Origin of the sequence: Proteus vulgaris (genome assembly GCF_016647575.1) — a bacterium.
Classification (GTDB): Bacteria; Pseudomonadota; Gammaproteobacteria; order Enterobacterales; family Enterobacteriaceae; genus Proteus; species Proteus mirabilis_B.
On record NZ_CP032663.1, the window covers coordinates 606,994 to 622,971 of the forward strand.

General features: G+C 39.5%; 18 protein-coding genes and 1 other RNA gene. 8 read left to right on the forward strand and 11 right to left on the reverse strand.

What is annotated here, in order from left to right:
• The first annotated feature begins 2 nt into the window (after nucleotides 1–2).
• The 3 genes from ureE to ureG are packed head-to-tail and all read left to right on the forward strand — an operon-like array spanning nucleotide 3 to nucleotide 1,820.
• Nucleotides 3–503: an urease accessory protein UreE gene (ureE, locus tag D7029_RS02910; protein ID WP_194951794.1), complete on the forward strand. Its 501-nt coding sequence runs from the start codon at nucleotides 3–5 to the stop codon at nucleotides 501–503.
• A 24-nt stretch (nucleotides 504–527) separates the two neighbouring features.
• Nucleotides 528–1,193, forward strand: a complete 666-nt coding sequence (locus tag D7029_RS02915; protein WP_194951795.1) for an urease accessory protein UreF — start codon at nucleotides 528–530, stop codon at nucleotides 1,191–1,193.
• Nucleotides 1,194–1,202: 9 nt separating this feature from the next.
• Nucleotides 1,203–1,820: an urease accessory protein UreG gene (gene ureG, locus D7029_RS02920; RefSeq protein ID WP_006535303.1), complete on the forward strand. Its 618-nt coding sequence runs from the start codon at nucleotides 1,203–1,205 to the stop codon at nucleotides 1,818–1,820.
• Between the two features lie 110 nt (nucleotides 1,821–1,930).
• On the opposite strand, the gene dolP is transcribed toward ureG, so the two are convergent.
• The 4 genes from dolP to D7029_RS02940 all read right to left on the reverse strand — a co-directional run bounded on the left by dolP (nucleotide 1,931) and on the right by D7029_RS02940 (nucleotide 5,359).
• Nucleotides 1,931–2,509: a division/outer membrane stress-associated lipid-binding lipoprotein gene (gene dolP / locus D7029_RS02925; RefSeq protein WP_036933029.1), complete on the reverse strand. Its 579-nt coding sequence runs from the start codon at nucleotides 2,507–2,509 to the stop codon at nucleotides 1,931–1,933.
• A 9-nt stretch (nucleotides 2,510–2,518) separates the two neighbouring features.
• Nucleotides 2,519–3,109: a DnaA initiator-associating protein DiaA gene (diaA, locus tag D7029_RS02930; protein ID WP_088493786.1), complete on the reverse strand. Its 591-nt coding sequence runs from the start codon at nucleotides 3,107–3,109 to the stop codon at nucleotides 2,519–2,521.
• A gap of 22 nt (nucleotides 3,110–3,131) precedes the next feature.
• Nucleotides 3,132–3,509, reverse strand: coding sequence for a YraN family protein (locus tag D7029_RS02935; protein ID WP_194951796.1), 378 nt, complete (start codon nucleotides 3,507–3,509; stop codon nucleotides 3,132–3,134).
• Nucleotides 3,510–3,589: 80 nt separating this feature from the next.
• The gene (locus tag D7029_RS02940) at nucleotides 3,590–5,359 is read right to left on the reverse strand and encodes a penicillin-binding protein activator (RefSeq protein WP_194951797.1); all 1,770 of its coding nucleotides are present in this window, start codon (nucleotides 5,357–5,359) and stop codon (nucleotides 3,590–3,592) included.
• A gap of 61 nt (nucleotides 5,360–5,420) precedes the next feature.
• On the opposite strand from D7029_RS02940, the gene rsmI reads away from it, so the two are divergent.
• Together rsmI and rnpB are read left to right on the forward strand one after the other, a co-directional pair.
• Nucleotides 5,421–6,299, forward strand: coding sequence for a 16S rRNA (cytidine(1402)-2'-O)-methyltransferase (gene rsmI, locus D7029_RS02945; protein WP_194951798.1), 879 nt, complete (start codon nucleotides 5,421–5,423; stop codon nucleotides 6,297–6,299).
• A 60-nt stretch (nucleotides 6,300–6,359) separates the two neighbouring features.
• Nucleotides 6,360–6,735: RNase P RNA component class A (gene rnpB / locus D7029_RS02950), an RNA gene on the forward strand.
• 66 nt (nucleotides 6,736–6,801) lie between these two features.
• On the opposite strand, the gene D7029_RS02955 is transcribed toward rnpB, so the two are convergent.
• Nucleotides 6,802–7,506 carry a pirin family protein gene (locus tag D7029_RS02955; protein ID WP_194951799.1) on the reverse strand — a complete coding sequence of 235 codons (705 nt, stop codon included), beginning with the start codon at nucleotides 7,504–7,506 and terminating at the stop codon, nucleotides 6,802–6,804.
• 113 nt (nucleotides 7,507–7,619) lie between these two features.
• Between D7029_RS02955 and D7029_RS02960 the strand changes: the two genes are divergently transcribed.
• Entirely contained in the window at nucleotides 7,620–8,522 is a 903-nt protein-coding gene (locus D7029_RS02960; protein WP_036933024.1) for a LysR family transcriptional regulator, read from the forward strand.
• An 88-nt stretch (nucleotides 8,523–8,610) separates the two neighbouring features.
• Here the strand turns inward: D7029_RS02960 and D7029_RS02965 are convergent, their stop codons facing one another.
• From D7029_RS02965 to D7029_RS02985, 5 genes are all read right to left on the reverse strand, one after another.
• Nucleotides 8,611–9,003, reverse strand: coding sequence for a DoxX family protein (locus tag D7029_RS02965; protein ID WP_088493781.1), 393 nt, complete (start codon nucleotides 9,001–9,003; stop codon nucleotides 8,611–8,613).
• Between the two features lie 184 nt (nucleotides 9,004–9,187).
• Nucleotides 9,188–9,493, reverse strand: a complete 306-nt coding sequence (locus D7029_RS02970; protein WP_228766727.1) for a YqjK-like family protein — start codon at nucleotides 9,491–9,493, stop codon at nucleotides 9,188–9,190.
• Nucleotides 9,474–9,884 (reverse strand): phage holin family protein, encoded by a 411-nt coding sequence (locus tag D7029_RS02975; protein ID WP_194951800.1) that lies wholly within the window; start codon nucleotides 9,882–9,884, stop codon nucleotides 9,474–9,476. The genes D7029_RS02970 and D7029_RS02975 overlap by 20 nt, the downstream gene beginning before the upstream one ends.
• 6 nt (nucleotides 9,885–9,890) lie before the next feature.
• Nucleotides 9,891–10,196, reverse strand: a complete 306-nt coding sequence (locus D7029_RS02980) for a DUF883 family protein (protein WP_098941181.1) — start codon at nucleotides 10,194–10,196, stop codon at nucleotides 9,891–9,893.
• A gap of 262 nt (nucleotides 10,197–10,458) precedes the next feature.
• Nucleotides 10,459–11,118, reverse strand: a complete 660-nt coding sequence (locus D7029_RS02985; protein WP_088493778.1) for a DedA family protein — start codon at nucleotides 11,116–11,118, stop codon at nucleotides 10,459–10,461.
• A 737-nt stretch (nucleotides 11,119–11,855) separates the two neighbouring features.
• Between D7029_RS02985 and sstT the strand changes: the two genes are divergently transcribed.
• Nucleotides 11,856–13,109: a serine/threonine transporter SstT gene (gene sstT / locus D7029_RS02990; RefSeq protein WP_194951801.1), complete on the forward strand. Its 1,254-nt coding sequence runs from the start codon at nucleotides 11,856–11,858 to the stop codon at nucleotides 13,107–13,109.
• Between the two features lie 114 nt (nucleotides 13,110–13,223).
• Here the strand turns inward: sstT and D7029_RS02995 are convergent, their stop codons facing one another.
• A complete protein-coding gene (locus tag D7029_RS02995; protein ID WP_194951802.1) occupies nucleotides 13,224–15,242 on the reverse strand; it encodes an FAD-dependent oxidoreductase in 2,019 nt (672 codons plus the stop codon).
• A gap of 269 nt (nucleotides 15,243–15,511) precedes the next feature.
• Between D7029_RS02995 and D7029_RS03000 the strand changes: the two genes are divergently transcribed.
• Nucleotides 15,512–15,928: a DoxX family protein gene (locus tag D7029_RS03000; protein WP_075671373.1), complete on the forward strand. Its 417-nt coding sequence runs from the start codon at nucleotides 15,512–15,514 to the stop codon at nucleotides 15,926–15,928.
• Nucleotides 15,929–15,978 lie beyond the last annotated feature (50 nt).

Consider the following 15,978-nt stretch of genomic DNA (forward strand, 5'->3'; position numbering starts at 1 on the left):
GAATGAAAAGATTTACTCAACTTATTGATAAACAAAAAGCACTTGAATTAGAAACGTCAGAAACACAAGCTCTTACTTTATGCTTAACGATGGATGAAAGAACCAAAAGTCGTTTAAAAGTGACGTTAAGTGATGGGCAAGAAGCAGGGCTATTTTTGCCTCGTGGTACGGTGCTAAAAGAGGGTGATATCTTACTGTCAGAAGATAATGCGCTAGTCACAATTGAAGCGGCAAAAGAGCAAGTTTCAACGGTATATAGTGACGATCCGCTATTGTTGGCTCGTGTTTGTTACCACTTAGGTAATCGTCATGTTCCATTACAAATCGAAGCGGGTTGGTGTCGTTATTTTCATGATCATGTTTTAGATGATATGGCGAGAGGTTTAGGTGCCAATGTGGTTGTGGAGTTAGAGAAATACCAACCTGAGCCGGGCGCTTATGGTGGATCGTCAGGTGGTCATCATCATCATCACTCTCATGACGATCATCACCATCATCACTAATTATTTGAACAAGGGAGCTTATTGATGCTTGCAGATCTGCGCTTATATCAATTAGTCAGTCCTTCTTTACCAGTGGGATCGTTTACTTATTCTCAAGGGTTAGAGTGGGCGATTGAAAAGGGCTGGGTTTGTTGTCCTCAAACATTAGCGGACTGGCTAAGTACCCAAATGGCCGGCACTTTAGCAACGTTAGAGCTCCCTATCTTACGGCGATTACAAGAAAATTTGGCTCAAGCCAAAATGAGTGAAGTGAAGTATTGGTGTGATTTTATTGTCGCAAGCCGTGAAACTAAAGAGTTGCGACAAGAAGAGCGCCAACGAGGTATTGCTTTTGCTCGTTTACTTCCTCAATTAGATATTGAGTTAGATGAAACCTTACAAGCTTGTGTAAAACAGACACAACTCATGGCATTTGCGTTAGCTGCCGTGAAATGGAATATTTCTGCTGAAAAGTTATGTTGTGCTTACGCTTGGGGTTGGCTTGAAAATACGGTGATGTCAGGAGTAAAACTGATCCCTTTAGGGCAAAGTGCAGGACAGAAAATATTGTTTACATTAGCAGAGCAGATCCCTGTAATTGTTGAGCAATCCGCACATTGGCCCACTGAAGATATTGGAAGTTTTACACCTGCACAAATTATTGCCAGTAGTCGCCATGAAACACAATACACTCGACTTTTTCGTTCATGAGAAATCTATATGCAAGAATATAATCAACCACTCCGTATTGGTGTTGGTGGCCCTGTTGGATCAGGAAAAACAGCACTGTTAGAAGTTCTTTGTAAAGCGATGCGTGACACCTATGAAATCGCGGTCGTGACTAATGATATTTATACTCAAGAAGATGCCAAGATCTTAACGCGTGCTGAGGCATTAGATGCGGATCGTATTATTGGTGTTGAAACAGGCGGTTGTCCTCATACTGCTATTCGTGAAGATGCATCAATGAACCTTGCCGCGGTTGAAGAATTAGCAATGCGCCACAAAAATCTTGATATCGTTTTTGTGGAAAGTGGTGGTGATAACTTAAGTGCGACATTTAGCCCAGAGCTTGCTGATTTAACCATTTATGTGATTGATGTGGCTGAAGGGGAAAAAATTCCACGTAAAGGTGGCCCCGGTATTACACACTCAGATCTATTAGTCATTAATAAAATCGATCTGGCACCTTATGTTGGCGCATCATTAGAAGTGATGGAAGCAGACACAGCAAGAATGCGTCCAGTGAAGCCTTATGTTTTCACAAATCTAAAAGAAAAAGTCGGCTTGGAAACTATTATCGATTTTATCATCGATAAAGGCATGCTAAGACGCTAATAGCTTGCTGAGTAAAGGCGAGTTTTAATCGAGAAAGAAACAGTCAGTATCGGTCATTTTATAAAGACCGATACTGTCAGGATAATATAAAAACGATATTAGTAATCAGATTAGTTAAGGTAGGTAAATGCAGTGGTTACTTTTACTACACCTTTGGTTTCACTGGCAATTTTTGCAACCGCGGCCCCTTCTTGGCGAGTCAAAATACCAAATAAGAACACTTCACCATTTTCAGTGATCACTTTTACAGAAGAAGATTTTACTGAATCACTGCCTAAAATCTGAGAGCGAACTTTGGTTGTTAACCATGTATCTGAAGATGCTGTACCTAATGTCACAGGCTCGCCTTGGCGCACTTCGTTGTAGACGTTATTTACGCCTTCAACCTTACTTGCAACTTGTTTTGCTGTATTCGCAACAGACATATCAGGGCTTTGACCGGTTAACAGGATATTGCCTTGATAAGCCGTAGCTACGATACGTGAATTGCTTTTCTTGATCTGTTCGTTTTTGTTTAGAGCACCAGAAACACGTGCTTCCAAAGTACCATCGTCAACTTGTTGCCCTAATGAGCGAGGATCGGTTGCAGTTTTACCCGCAACTGCGGCAGTGCCGACAACCGCTGCGCCGATACAACCTTGCAGTAAAAGTGCAGAACACAGCACTGCGGTGATAGGAAGCAATTTCATAGTAACTCCTTAGTCATCCTGATGTGGGAATAATGTATTATCAATTAAATCACAGAGACAATTGACTGTTAGCATCTGAACTTCCTGTATTCTGACGGTGCGTTGAGATGGAATACGAATTTCAACGTCTTGAGGGCCTAATAATCCGGCAAGCTCTCCGCCATCATAGCCTGTTAATGCAACAATGGTCATATCTCGTGTAACAGCGGCTTCAACGGCTTTAATAATACTTCTACTGTTACCGTGAGTTGAGATAGCAAGTAGCACATCTCCAGCTTGTCCTAATGCACGCACTTGTTTTGCATAGATTTCATCGTGCTGCTGATTCCCCATAATTGCAGTCATCACAACGCTATCTGTGTTTAACGATAATGCAGGTAAGCTTGGGCGCTCTGTTTCAAAACGATGGATCATGCTTGCGGCAAATCGCTGTGCTGTTGCTGCTGAGCTACCGTTTCCACAGCTTAATACTTTATGGCCGTTTAACAAAGATTGAACCATCATCATGGCGGCTCTGGAAATGGCATCTGGTAATGCTTCTGCTGCTGCAATTTGAGTTTGAATACTCTCTGTAAAGCAGACTTTGATTCTATCAAGCACGTTAAGACCTATATAATCTAATTTAACGAATAAATTCCGTATAATCGAGAATGTTTTTTAACCATATTAACTGGCGTTGATTAAATGCACAAATATCAAAACGACAGTCTGATGTCTCGATGCTTTCTTGGCGTTGTGCTAACCAATATTTTGCTGTACGCCATAAGCGACGCCGTTTTGAGGTGGTAATAGAGCTTATTGCATCACCAAATAAGATGTTACGTCTAAAACGAACCTCAACAAATACCCATGTCCTCTTTTCCTGCATAATAAGATCAATTTCTCCACAGGGAAATCGGACATTACGCTCAATCAATACTAATCCTTGTTGGCGCAAATATTTTAGCGCTTTTTGCTCATAGTATAGCCCTAAAAAATAAGGGCTTTTAGAAAAAATCATCCATGATTTCCTTCTTTATCTCACTCATAAAATAAACCGCCATTATGGCGGTTTATTTTAATGATAACTAAATGCGTGCATTACTGTGCAACAGGTTCAATCTTACCTTGTTTAAATTGCATCCAAGGAAGTTGTCTATAAACAGTACAGTTATTTTCAACACGTAATGAGCCTGAAATACCATTAAAACGCAATGTGCCTTTTGTCAGATCATTGTAATTGTTTGCTAATGACCATGCATCAATTCCCATAGCATAAAGACGCATTAATGAGTAATCGTTCGCAAATTTGCTTGATGCTTTTTGCATTAACGGCAAATTAGCTCCAGTCATCAATGGAATATCACTAAACTGAATACCATCCATTTCCATACGGAAATCAGGGCCTGTTCCACCTTGGTTACTGCGTGAACTCACATAAATTGGTGGACGTTTCTTGGTGCTGATTGCCATATCAATCATTGGCTTAATTAAGGTTAATTCATCGCTAGTCGCAATGATATAAACAGAATCAATGGCACCACCTGCTGATGGAATAGATTGAGTCTCTAATGGTAAAGGTGCATTAGCCGTTGGTAGAACAGGCGTACCTGTCATGCGAATACCTACACCGCGGTTGATAGAGGCTTTTAAGCTTTCAACAGAACTAAAAGTTTGTTGTAAAACGGTGCCACCACCAGTGCGTTGCCACTCATCAGCAAATGTTTGTGCCATTCTTTGACCAAATTTATTATCAGGAACAATAATTAATGGGTTTGATTTTTGTTGCTGACGTAAATGTTGTGCCGCATTACGGGTTTCATCTTCTGGTGAAAGAGAGAAGAAACAAACGGTTGTTGCTGAAGGAACACTGTCTAATTCATTTAATGCCAATACAGGTAAGCCACTTTGAAGCTCAATGGTCTTCATGACTTCAGGTTTTAGCAGAGGGCCGACAATTAAGTTAGCACCATCTTGCTGTACTTTTTTCAGTAAAACGTCGATAGATTGGCTATTGGTATCATAAACAATCACTTGGCGAGAGTTTTGCGCAACCGGATCTAAGCGTAATGTTGTATCACCAGAAAATGTTGAGCTCTCTTTTTCTTGATCTTGAGTCGCTGGCGTATTTTCTGTTGTTTCTTTTGCCGTATCTATTGTTGCTGTATCAGTTGTTGGTGTTTCAGTATTTTTGATACCTAATTCTTCTAAAATTGAATTAAGGCTATCGTCATTTTTAGGCGCTTGTGGCGCTGGCATTGCTTGAGGCTGTGGTAAACCACTTTGCGCATCAAGGAAGCCTTGACGAATAGCTTCACCAAAAACTTTTGCTTGCCCAGTTAAAGGCAACAATAATGCGATTTGGCTACTTGCACTCACAGAAGGCTGTGAAAGACGTAATAATGATGCTGGAAGTGTTAATGCAGCTGGATTACGAGGATAGCGAGTTTGCCACTCTCTGACCGCTGTTGATAACTTATCAGCATCGTCTTTGTTGTATTCATAGGTATTCAGTAAGTCTAACCAACCTTGCAGCGTATTTTCATCTGCTTTGATAACAACACCACGGCGTTGTTCTGGTGTAAGTTTGGTTAGAGTGAGCCATGTATCATCAATATTGTTCTGATGCAGTTGAGGATCAGTAATTAATGTTTCTAACCCAATATAGGCTCTAATAACATCTAAAGATGCCAGCCCTTGAGCGTCATCAATCACTTTTTGAAATTGTTTCATCTCCATTTCTGCTTTTGCAGCGGGAGTGAGAGGTTGTTCTTGTTGCCCCGTCAGGGTACAACCTGACATAATCAGCGCAGAGAGTATCGCAGTATAGGATAAACCTGTTTTAAAACGCACAAAAATTGAGGAAAGCATACTGTACCCAGTGATGTTTTATAATTATGCTCAATTTTAAATCGGTCATTCGGAATAAACAATGAATCAACCTAATCGAGCAGCGGTAACGACATCCACACTGTACATAGTACCCACACCTATTGGTAATCTGGGCGATATCACCCAGCGGGCACTTGATGTGCTGTCTCATGTCGATTTAATTGCTGCAGAAGATACCCGTCATACAGGGCTTCTATTACAGCACTTTGCCATTAACGCACGTTTGTATGCGTTACATGATCATAATGAACAGCAAAAAGCAGATCAATTAATTAGCAAATTACAACAGGGGCTAAGTATCGCATTAGTCTCTGATGCAGGTACACCATTAATTAACGATCCTGGCTATCATTTAGTCAATCAATGTCGTAAGAATGGCATAAATGTCGTGCCATTACCCGGCGCTTGTGCAGCTATTACGGCACTGTCTGCTGCTGGGCTTCCTTCAGATCGTTTCTGCTATGAAGGCTTTTTACCTGCAAAAACCAAAAGTCGTCAGGACTGTTTACGTGCATTATCAGAAGAGCCTCGTACATTGATTTTTTATGAATCAACACATCGGCTGTTAGATAGTTTAGCTGATATGGTGACAGTTTGGGGTGAAGATCGCTATGTAGTATTAGCGAGAGAGCTCACAAAAACGTGGGAAACTATTCAAGGTATGCCTGTTGGTGAATTACTTAAATGGGTTCTTGAAGATGAAAACCGCCGTAAAGGTGAAATGGTATTAATTGTTGAGGGTTATGACAAACCTGTTGATGACGATTTTTCTCCAGAAGTATTACGGACATTGGCGATTTTACAAAAAGAGTTACCACTGAAAAAAGCAGCCGCAGTCACAGCTGAGATTTATGGCGTGAAGAAAAACGCACTCTATAAACATGTCATTGAGCAAAATGGTGAAGCTCAAGACGAGTAAAGTGATTTTTTAGCTTCTTTTGCTATACATTTTCTACCAAAATCCCTATAATCCGCACCCTGAGTTGACTAGACAACCGCTGCTTTATCGTTGTCCCTTCGGGGGAGACGGATAGAGGGGAGGAAAGTCCGGGCTCCACAGGGCAGGGTGCCAGATAACGTCTGGGAGGCGCGAGCCTACGACAAGTGCAGCAGAGAGTAAACCGCCGATGGCCTGTTTACAGGATCAGGTAAGGGTGAAAGGGTGCGGTAAGAGCGCACCGCGCAACTGGTAACAGTTTGTGGCATGGTAAACTCCACCCGGAGCAAGACCAAATAGGGGTTCTTATGGTGCGGCCCGCATTGAACCCGGGTAGGTTGCTGGAGCCAGCGCGCAAGTTCTGGCCTAGATGAATGGTTGTCCACGACAGAACCCGGCTTAACGGTCAACTCACCTCATAAAAACCCTCGATTCACATTGTGTTTCGAGGGTTTTCTGTTTTTAAGCCCATCTAAATTGATTATCACGAGATAATATCAATAAATAAGCCACGAAACTCAGCCGAGCTTTTCAATGTAATACTATGGCTATCTTGAATAAAAGCCCCGTCACCACACTGAATTTGCCCATTTTCTTGTGTTGATGTTTGCAAATAGGTGCCACCTTTTATGGATTGCAAAAAGCCTTTCTGTCCTTTTATTGGCAGTGTAATTTCATCACCTGCTTGCAAATGAATATGATAAAGCCAGATGGTTTGCCTTAACATTAACGAGCCATCATCACCGGTAGGTGAGGCTAATAATTGATATTTTAAATTTTCATCTAATACCAATTTTTGTGAGGCTACACTTTCTTGTTGTGGACACGCATTTAACCATAATTGAATACGGGTTAATGGCGTATCAGGACTACTGTTTTTCTCTATATACGTATCAGTATTATGCGGTGAAATAAGTAAGCACTCATTTTCTTTTGCTGTTACTGTACGTCCCATATTATCAAGGTATGTTGCTTCCCCTTGTAGAATAAGATTAACCACATCCACATGAGGATAGGTCTTTGCTTTAAATTCAGAATTTGGGGCAAGCACTTCTTGGTTGAGTACTCTCAGCGTGCCATAGTCTAAAAAATGAGGGTCAAAGTAGTGGCCAAAGGAAAATGTGTAGCGAGCTTGTAGCCAGCCATAATCCGCTTTACCACATTGTTGTGCTGTTCTGTATTTTATCATAGCGGTATTTTTCGAGTAGATTATCAATATATTTATCATAGAGGTATGGACTGTCTATTGTTAGCAAGTTAATCTGGTGCCCATAATCAAATTATTTGATAGAGATAAGTATAATGAGTAAAGACAAAGCAATTACGTTGGAATCTTTACGAGTCATGGATGCCATTGATCGTAGAGGGAGTTTTGCAGCTGCGGCTGATGAACTAAATCGAGTTCCATCGGCACTCAGTTATACCATGCAAAAATTAGAAGAAGATTTAGATGTTGTCCTTTTTGATCGTTCTGGCCATAGAACTAAATTTACCAATGTTGGCAGAATGCTTCTTGATAGAGGGCGCATATTACTTGAGGCTGCTGACAAATTAACGTCAGACGCAGAAGCCTTAGCAAGAGGCTGGGAGCCACATATCACTATTGTTTGTGAAGCGCTCACTCCTGCATCTCGACTCTTTCCGTTGGTCGATAAATTAGCTGAAAAATCCAATACGCAACTCTCTTTAGTAACCGAAGTCTTAGCGGGCGCTTGGGAAAGCTTAGAAAGCGGTAAATGTGATATTGTAATTTCACCGGATATGCATTTTCGTACCTCGTCTGAAATTAATTTCCGCCCTTTATACAATACCACCAGTGTTTACGTTGCCAGCCCAGATCACCCAATTCATAACGAACCAGAGCCATTAGCAGAAGAAACTCGCTTAAAATATCGGGGTATCGCGATTGCAGATACAGCAAGAGAACGCCCTGTATTGACAGTATTGCTGTTAGATAAACAGCGCCGTTTGACGGTTAGTTCTATTGAAGACAAACGCCGAGCATTAATTGCAGGTTTAGGTGTGGCGACAATGCCGATTGATTTAATTGAAGATGATATCAAAGAAGGGCGCTTACGTGTTGTTGGCCCTGAATATCACCATGAAAATAATATTATTATGGCATGGCGCAGAGATAGCATGGGTGAAGCTAAATCGTGGTGCCTACGCGAGATCCCAAAACTCTTTGCTAGCGATAAAAAATAATTAAAACAAATATAAATAATGAATAAGTTTTATTTTAAGCAAACAAAAAAGATCCCCAAGGGGATCTTTTTTATTTCTAAATTCGTTATTACCAGTTTTTATTGAAAATACGATCTAAGCTCCATTTACCCGGGCCTGTCACAACCAGTAATAAATATCCGCCTGCAATTGTCATGTTTTTCATAAACATTAATTGGTTCATGCCTTCAGCAAAATTACTGTGGAACAGTAATGCGGTTAAGAGAGTAAAGACCGCGGTAAAGATTGCAGTGGTGCGAGTTAAGAAACCAAATAAGATGGCTAATCCACCGCCTAATTCTAATAAAATAGTTAGTGGTAATAAGAAACCGGGAACGCCCATTGCTTGCATATATTGCTGTGTACCTTCGTAACCACCAATTTTTCCGTAGCCTGCGCTGATAAATAAAATCGGCATTAAAATACGGGCAACTAATAACGCAATGTCTTCAAATTTTTTCATGATGTTTATTCCTAATCAAACTCTATTATCTGCAATGTATATCTGTTTATATTTGTATTTTCGTTGGTTAATTTTCTATTTTTAGAATTAATAACCACGACTACGGTGTGAGATATACAATAATGGCAAATTGAAAAAGAGGATATTAAGAAGAATTAACATTCTTAGACAAAAAAATTGATGTTCAATCTGAGGTTTTTTTGAAGGACTTCTGTATTGCTCGAATGAGGCCAATTGCACCGATGGCACGTTGTCCCAACCGTATGATTTTTTTAGGGTGTTTAATACTGTAAAGAGAAATAAAACTCGCACCGACTAAAAATGCAGGTTTTAAAGAGATTAAAATTCGCCACGCTTTATCATAAGGCTCTGTCACATCAAGCCAAGTTTGTGTGCTTTGCCCTAAATCAGAGCGCTGTTGCTGAATTTTATTCAACAACAGCTTTTTACGTCTTGCGAGGATCGCTTGCTTATTTTGTCTGTTCATCATGATATTGCTCCAAAAGACGTTTATCTAATTCCAATTGCTGGCGAGTATCGCCCAACAAGGTGGAATTTCGTGCTTTTCTTAATGTCATGATGGCACCAATCAGTGCACAGAAAAGTAAAGTAGCGGTTGTGATGGCTAAAGTATAGACTCGATATTCAGGTGGAATAACCCAAAAAATCAGTATAAGCAGGCTCATTAGGCCAAAGGCGGTGAGTAACAGTGTGACACCAGCCATTAAAATAAGCTGGATCAGGGTCGTTTTTTCTTCTTCCAGTTCAATGGCGATTAGCCGTAGGCGAGTTTCAACCATGCCTATCATAATAGCGCCAATTTTACTGAGAGAATTCAGAACCCCAGATGCGGGGCCCTGTGGTCTTTGAGTATCACTCATTATAAATTAGCGTTTTGCTAGTAGAACACCAAGAACAACACCAACTGCTGCACCAATACCGACACCTGTCCATGGGTTTTCACGAACATAGTTATCCGCTTTTCCGGCAATTTCTTTGGTGTTATCGACAATTTCTCGACCAGCATCGCTAAGTTTTGCACGAGAGCCTTTGATTGCCGATTCTGCTTTTGCACGCAAGCTTTGGATTTCTTCTTTGGATTTATCTGCAGAGGAGTTCAGCACTTCTTCTAGAGTATCAGCAAGAGATTTCAATTCACTACGCAGATCTTCATTTGAACGTTGATGAGACATAATTAACTCCTTTAATAGAGATAGATGTGATACTTATAACAATAGACTAATTTTACCGCTTAATGAAATTAAATAACGACTTATTGGTAAAAAAAAGAGATAAATCTTAATAGATATCCGCAGTTAAAAGAGTGAGAGGGTGTTAAGGCGAGTGTATAGCGAAATAAAATAAAGGCCCGTTCAATTAAATGAAACAGGCCTTTGTCATTTTTTCTTACTGCTTTTTATGGTAGTCGGAATATCTTTATATTATTTGAAGAACTTACACTTTCGCTTTTTTCTTTTTAATAACAACCCAGATGCTACCAATTAATCCCATCACTAATAGGCAAACAGGTAATAGCATAAGGATATTCATTAAATGGTGTTCGTACTGACGAAATAGTGGGCTGTTACCTAATATATAACCCAATGTGGTCAGTATACCGACCCATAAAAGTCCACTTAACCAATTGAAAATTTGAAAGCGAGTATTATTTAACCCAGCAAGGCCGGCAATTGTTGGTAACAATGTTCTAACGAACGCTAAAAAGCGACCAATAAGTAATGCAGCTAAGCCATGACGATGAAAAAGCCCATGTGCACGTTGGTGATAATGTTCTGGTAGATGCGATAGCCAACTGCGTACTAATTTCGTATTACCAAGCCATCGCCCTTGAAGATAGCCCAACCAACAACCTAGGCTCGCTCCTGCGGTCAAAATAAGTAAGGTCAATGGAAAATCCATTGTATCTTTAGCAATTAACACGCCCACTAAAATTAATAAGCTGTCTCCTGGTAAGAAAGCTGCGGGCAATACTCCGTTTTCTAGGAATAGTATGGTGAATAATAAAATGTAGATAATCCATATTAATGAAGGATTAGCTAAGGTTTCGTAATCTTGATGCCATAGCGCCAAGAATAGCTCTCTTACGATTTCCATATAAAAGGCTTCCTAAAACTGAGTCATTTGGGGGTAAATATAAAATCAATAGGTGTTGTAATCTATTTACCCGTTTTCTACTTCATAGGGTCTATTTTTCATTGTTTAAAACAGCAACACTCTAACAAAATCAGGAAAAACTAGACAGAAAATTTTTCAACTCGATGACTACACAAGTTACACATAGGTATTGAGTCTTCAAAAATAGACATCTAATCTCTTTTTGAGTTCAGAGTAGGGAATTTTTTAAAAGAAAACCTTAAGACGATGGATAATAAAAAGCAGTGTTTCGTATTTTATTTAGATCATAAAAGATAAATTTTTAATATTCATTGAGAGAAAATAAAACGTTATCTTGTTTATATTGTTCATCTTTTTTCTGTTTATTATTTATGCAAAATAGGGGTGATCAGAACGGATAATTGTTAGTGATAATGTTAATAAAAAAGGCTATCAGTTGATTAAAAAAAACCAAAAGAAGAGAAATAAAATAAAAAGTAAGTAAGATAACTAAGTATAACTTACTGATAATAATAATTTCTTTCATTTCGTGTCGGTATACTAAAAAGAACAAAATCCTATTATGATCACAGTTATGTTATTTTATTGTTAACAAAAACGGTTAATGCTGTATATTTTGCATAATCAGCTTTTCAGCGCGATTCAATTCCTTATACTGGCATTGCAAACACTCAATAATGCCTTTTTTAAATATTATTTTAAGTAATGGAATAGCTATGGATAAACAACAATCCAGAGTCTTCAGCTTGTTCTTTAAGGGAAGCCTCGTCAAACAAATACTCGTTGGTTTAGTCGCAGGGATCTTACTTGCTTGGTTAGCGCCAGAAGCTGCCAAGATGATGAGCTTACTAGGTACCCTGTTTATTAGTGCACTGAAAGCTGTAGCACCTATCTTAGTATGGGTACTGGTTATGGCTTCGATTGCTAATCACCGTCAAGGGCAAAAATCGAATATTCGCCCAGTATTAATTTTATATCTGTTAGCAACGTTCTTTGCTGCGTTAACCGCAGTTGTTGCAAGCTTTATGTTCCCATCCGTTTTAACGCTGGTTGTTAATGAATCACAACTGTCACCACCTGAAAATATTGCTGAAGTGCTTAAAGGCGTATTAATTAATGTGGTCGCAAACCCTGTTGATGCACTTATCAATGGTAACTATATGGGTATTCTAGCGTGGTCTATCGGGCTGGGCTTAGCATTACGCCACGCAAAAGATACTACTAAAGCCTTAACGCAAGATTTAGCTGATGCAGTAACAAACGTAGTACGTGTTGTTATTCGTTTAGCACCTATCGGTATTTTTGGTCTAGTGTCATCAACTATCGCAACAACAGGCTTTGAAGTTCTCGCAGGTTACTTACAAGTTCTTGTGGTACTACTTGGCTGTATGCTGTTTGTTGCTTTAGTCGTGAACCCATTGATTGTATTTTGGAAAATTCGCAGTAATCCATATCCATTAGTGTGGGCATGTCTGCGTGAAAGTGGTGTAACAGCCTTCTTTACACGTAGCTCAGCAGCAAACATTCCTGTGAATATGGCAATGTGTCGTCGTATGAATTTAAACGAAGATACTTATTCTGTTTCAATTCCATTAGGTGCAACCATCAATATGGGTGGTGCGGCGATTACTATCACTATTTTGACATTAGCCGCAGTAAATACACTGGGTATGCCTGTTGATGTACCAACTGCATTGTTATTAAGCCTTGTTGCTGCAATTTGTGCATGTGGTGCATCGGGTGTTGCTGGGGGTTCTTTACTGTTAATTCCACTGGCTTGTAGCATGTTCGGTATTAGCAATGATATCGCTATGCAAGTGGTTGCAGTAGGTGTGATGATTGGTGTATTACAAGATTCAGCAGAAACGGCACTTAACTCATCAACAGACGTTCTCTTTACTGCAACAGTCTGTATTGCTGAAGATAATCGTATTTCAGATAATCCATTAACTGAAAAAAATAATGGGTAAAAAGGGTAAGTAGTAAGACAGGAAGATGCTGTAAAAATAATAATCAATAATAAAAAATAGAACCCCACATTTATGTGGGGTTTCTTTTTGCTATTTTATCGTCATGTTCACGATTTAAATGGCGAGTGCTAGCTCAGTTCCTTGTCTAATAGCGCGTTTTGCATCTAATGCACTGGCATCTTTCGCTCCGCCAATAAGATGAACTGTTTTGTTTTCTTTTTCTAAAGGTGAAAATAAAGGGTGATAAGCGCGTTGTCCTGTACACAATATAATATTATCAGCCATAAGAAGTTGTTGTTTGCCATCTTGTTCAACCACAAGACCTTCTGGCGTAATTTTTTGATAATGACAGTGTGTTAAGAATTTAACGCCTTTTTTCTCTAATGTTAGCCTGTGTATCCAACCTGTTGTTTTGCCTAAACTTAAACCTATCTTTCCGGCTTTACGCTGTGTCATCACAATGTGTTTAGTATCGTCTTTAAAGTGATCTGCGGGCTTGATGCCACCACGAGATGAAAGCGTCGGATCAATGCCCCATTCTTTGTTAAAAGCACAAGGACTTAAGCTACTGCATTGCCCTTTTTGCGTAAGATAAAGACCAGTATCAAAGCCAATACCTCCGCTACCAACAATCACCACATTTTTACCCACAGGTTGATGGTGTTTTAAAACATCAAGGTAAGTTTTAACTATCTCATTATCTTGCCCTTCAATGTCTGGGCTGTGAGGAGTAACACCACTGGCTAAAATAACCTCGTCAAAGTTTTTAAGATGATGAGGAGTGGCTTCAGTATTATTTTTAACAATGACACCCGTGAGTTGTAGTTGCCGTTTAAAGTAACGTAGGGTTTCTTGAAACTCTTCTTTTCCCGGGATTTGGCTAGCAATGTTCAGTTGCCCACCAATAATATCTTCTTTCTCAAACAGTGTGACATGATGACCACGTTTCGCCGCGGTTACTGCAAAAGATAATCCCGCAGGACCAGCACCAACAACCGCTAACTTTTTAGGCTGTTTGGTTGGAATAACCAGAAGTTCGGTTTCTCGGCAAGCAAAAGGATTAACTAAACAAGAGGCTGTTTGACCTGAAAAAATTTCATCAAGACACGCCTGATTACAAGCAATGCAAGTATTGATTTCATCTTCACGTCCTTGTTGTGCTTTAAGCACGAACTCAGGATCAGCAAGAAAAGGGCGAGCCATTGAAACCATATCAGCACAGCCTTCCGCTAAAATAGCTTCTGCGGTTTGTGGTGTATTAATACGGTTTGATGTAATAAGAGGGATATTCACTTTTCCCATTAATTCGCGTGTTACATTCGCAAATTGACCTCTTGGTACCATTGTGGCAATAGTTGGAATTCGCGCTTCGTGCCAACCGATCCCTGTATTGATCATTGTAGCACCTGCCTTCTCTACGGCTTTGGTAAGATAAAGTACCTCTGATGCATCTGAGCCATCTTTAATTAAATCCAACATAGAAAGACGGTAAATAATAATAAACTGCTCACCGACTGCTTTTTTTATACCTTCAAGAATACGTAAAGCGAAACGACAACGATTTTCAATATTTCCACCCCATTGATCGTCTCGCTGATTAGTATGTCTGACTAAAAACTGATTAATTAAATAGCCTTCAGAGCCCATTATCTCAACGCCATCATAGCCCGCTTTTTGGGCTAATTGAGCACAGTGAATGTAGTCATCGATAGTTTGTTCGATTTGTTCATGACTCATTTCTGTTGGCATAAAAGGGGTTATTGGAGATTGAATAGCAGAAGGGGCAACTAAGTTCGGCTGGTAACTATAACGACCAGTATGCAAGATTTGTAAAGCAATTTTACCTCCTTGCTGATGAACTGCATTAGTAACAAGCTGATGAGTCGCCAGTTGGCTTTCGGACATCAATGTCGCAGCATGTGGCAATAACACACCTTGTTTATTGGGAGAGATCCCTCCAGTCACTATTAGTGCAACACCTGCTGCTGCACGTTGGGCATAAAACTGTGCAAGTTTTGGAGCATCATTTATATTTTCTTCGAGTCCAGTATGCATAGAGCCCATAAGAATACGGTTTTTAAGTACAGTGAACCCCAAATCAAGCGGCGAAAATAGATGAGAATAATGTGCCATCAGATACCCTTTTTAGACTGGTCAGATGAGATATCTATAGCATAACGAGAAGTGAGTGATTAAGAGTTTATTATGTTAAAAAGTTGTGATCTTAATCATGGAAAAGGTGAATAGTACGTTATAAAGCAATAATAATCTAAGTGATTAGTTAATGAGAACAAATAGTGATAATAAAAATCACACTCATTCATAATATTTCATCATATAATATAGTGTACCTATTAATACGTATTAAAAACACACATCACTATTTTGAATTTGGAGACGTTATGATTAATAAATTTAATCAACTTGTTGACTGTTCTGACTTGGGTAAACTTGTATTACGTGTTTCTCTTGGCGTTTTAATGTTATTACATGGGCTTCATAAAATGGAACCGGGCGGATTAGCTGGTATTCAGGGCATGTTGGCTAATTTTAATCTACCTGCCTTTATTGCCTATGGTACGGTGATTGGGGAAGTGGTTGCACCTATCTTACTGATTATAGGTCTATTTACTCGTGCATCAGCACTTGTTTTAGCAGGTACAATGTTTGTTGCTGTCTTAATGGTTCACTCTGGTGATTTATTTGCGTTAAACCCTAAAACAGGGGGATGGGCACCAGAAAGCGCTGGTTTTTACCTATTTGCTGCGATTGCGGTGATGTTTTTAGGTAGTGGCCGTTTTGCAGTGAAAAAAGATTAATAAATTTAATAATCAATAAATTTGAATGTTATTGCTGTAACTTGATTAAA

Excerpts from the sequence above, each read along its gene's own strand:
- D7029_RS02915 (WP_194951795.1), top strand. The coding sequence starts at position 528 with ATGCTTGCAGATCTGCGCTTATATCAATTAGTCAGTCCTTCTTTACCA.
- D7029_RS02960 (WP_036933024.1), top strand. The coding sequence starts at position 7,620 with ATGAGTAAAGACAAAGCAATTACGTTGGAATCTTTACGAGTCATGGAT.
- sstT (WP_194951801.1), top strand. The coding sequence starts at position 11,856 with ATGGATAAACAACAATCCAGAGTCTTCAGCTTGTTCTTTAAGGGAAGC.
- D7029_RS02940 (WP_194951797.1), bottom strand. The coding sequence starts at position 5,359 with ATGCTTTCCTCAATTTTTGTGCGTTTTAAAACAGGTTTATCCTATACT.
- dolP (WP_036933029.1), bottom strand. The coding sequence starts at position 2,509 with ATGAAATTGCTTCCTATCACCGCAGTGCTGTGTTCTGCACTTTTACTG.
- D7029_RS02975 (WP_194951800.1), bottom strand. The coding sequence starts at position 9,884 with ATGAGTGATACTCAAAGACCACAGGGCCCCGCATCTGGGGTTCTGAAT.
- ureG (WP_006535303.1), top strand. The coding sequence starts at position 1,203 with ATGCAAGAATATAATCAACCACTCCGTATTGGTGTTGGTGGCCCTGTT.
- D7029_RS02970 (WP_228766727.1), bottom strand. The coding sequence starts at position 9,493 with ATGATGAACAGACAAAATAAGCAAGCGATCCTCGCAAGACGTAAAAAG.
- D7029_RS02995 (WP_194951802.1), bottom strand. The coding sequence starts at position 15,242 with ATGGCACATTATTCTCATCTATTTTCGCCGCTTGATTTGGGGTTCACT.
- rsmI (WP_194951798.1), top strand. The coding sequence starts at position 5,421 with ATGAATCAACCTAATCGAGCAGCGGTAACGACATCCACACTGTACATA.
- D7029_RS02980 (WP_098941181.1), bottom strand. The coding sequence starts at position 10,196 with ATGTCTCATCAACGTTCAAATGAAGATCTGCGTAGTGAATTGAAATCT.
- D7029_RS03000 (WP_075671373.1), top strand. The coding sequence starts at position 15,512 with ATGATTAATAAATTTAATCAACTTGTTGACTGTTCTGACTTGGGTAAA.
- ureE (WP_194951794.1), top strand. The coding sequence starts at position 3 with ATGAAAAGATTTACTCAACTTATTGATAAACAAAAAGCACTTGAATTA.
- D7029_RS02965 (WP_088493781.1), bottom strand. The coding sequence starts at position 9,003 with ATGAAAAAATTTGAAGACATTGCGTTATTAGTTGCCCGTATTTTAATG.
- D7029_RS02955 (WP_194951799.1), bottom strand. The coding sequence starts at position 7,506 with ATGATAAAATACAGAACAGCACAACAATGTGGTAAAGCGGATTATGGC.
- D7029_RS02935 (WP_194951796.1), bottom strand. The coding sequence starts at position 3,509 with ATGATTTTTTCTAAAAGCCCTTATTTTTTAGGGCTATACTATGAGCAA.
- D7029_RS02985 (WP_088493778.1), bottom strand. The coding sequence starts at position 11,118 with ATGGAAATCGTAAGAGAGCTATTCTTGGCGCTATGGCATCAAGATTAC.